At 41.4% G+C, this 814-nt stretch carries 2 tRNA genes and 2 rRNA genes; all 4 read right to left on the reverse strand.

Going from position 1 to position 814, the window contains the following annotated elements:
* Positions 1–113: ribosomal RNA gene (locus HG263_RS22120) — 23S ribosomal RNA — on the reverse strand; the annotation flags it as partial.
* 279 nt (positions 114–392) lie between these two features.
* Positions 393–468, reverse strand: a tRNA-Ala gene (locus tag HG263_RS22125).
* Positions 469–580: 112 nt separating this feature from the next.
* Positions 581–657: transfer RNA gene (locus tag HG263_RS22130), tRNA-Ile, on the reverse strand.
* Positions 658–734: 77 nt separating this feature from the next.
* Positions 735–814 (reverse strand): 16S ribosomal RNA (locus tag HG263_RS22135); the annotation flags it as partial.

Raw genomic sequence — 814 nt, forward strand, 5'->3', positions numbered from 1 at the left:
AATCCTAGTCTCAAGCGCCTCTTACTGGCTCAACTAGGCTTATCGCAAGTTAGTACGTCCTTCATCGCCTCCAACTGCCAAGGCATCCACCGTGTACGCTTAGTCACTTAACCATACAACCCAAAATAGTTTTAGGTTGATAATCAAAGACTGATTTCAACTTCGCCAGAAGTTAATATTGAATACTAAAGTAGATGCTAATTAGTCGTTCCTAAGAACAAATAATTGGCATTGTTTTACTTTTGAAAACTCTTTATAGATACGAATATCTATAAGAATTTAATTATCAGCTTTTCCAAATTTTTAAAGAGCAAGAGAATTTAACTTCTCAAAGAGAAACACACTTAATACTCAGGATATACCTGAAGAATGTTTATCTTTAAAAAGTAAAGTGGTGGAGCTAAGCAGGATCGAACTGCTGACCTCCTGCGTGCAAGGCAGGCGCTCTCCCAGCTGAGCTATAGCCCCACATTACTGGTGTGTACATTGTTTGTAACCAAAGCTTCATTGAGGCAAGGCATAAAGTGAGGACGTTTAGTCAACTAAACGACGAGCTTTATAACGCAGCATCGAGAAGAAGTGGTGGGTCTGAGTAGACTTGAACTACCGACCTCACGCTTATCAGGCGTGCGCTCTAACCAGCTGAGCTACAGACCCAAACAATGTTTGTGTTCTCTAATTCTAATCAACAATCATCTGTGTGGACACTACGAACAAATAAGTTCTAAATCGTATAAGGAGGTGATCCAGCCCCAGGTTCCCCTAGGGCTACCTTGTTACGACTTCACCCCAGTCATGAATCACTCCGTGGTGA

The sequence above is a fragment of the Pseudoalteromonas caenipelagi genome (assembly GCF_013140855.1).
GTDB lineage: Bacteria > Pseudomonadota > Gammaproteobacteria > Enterobacterales > Alteromonadaceae > Pseudoalteromonas > Pseudoalteromonas caenipelagi.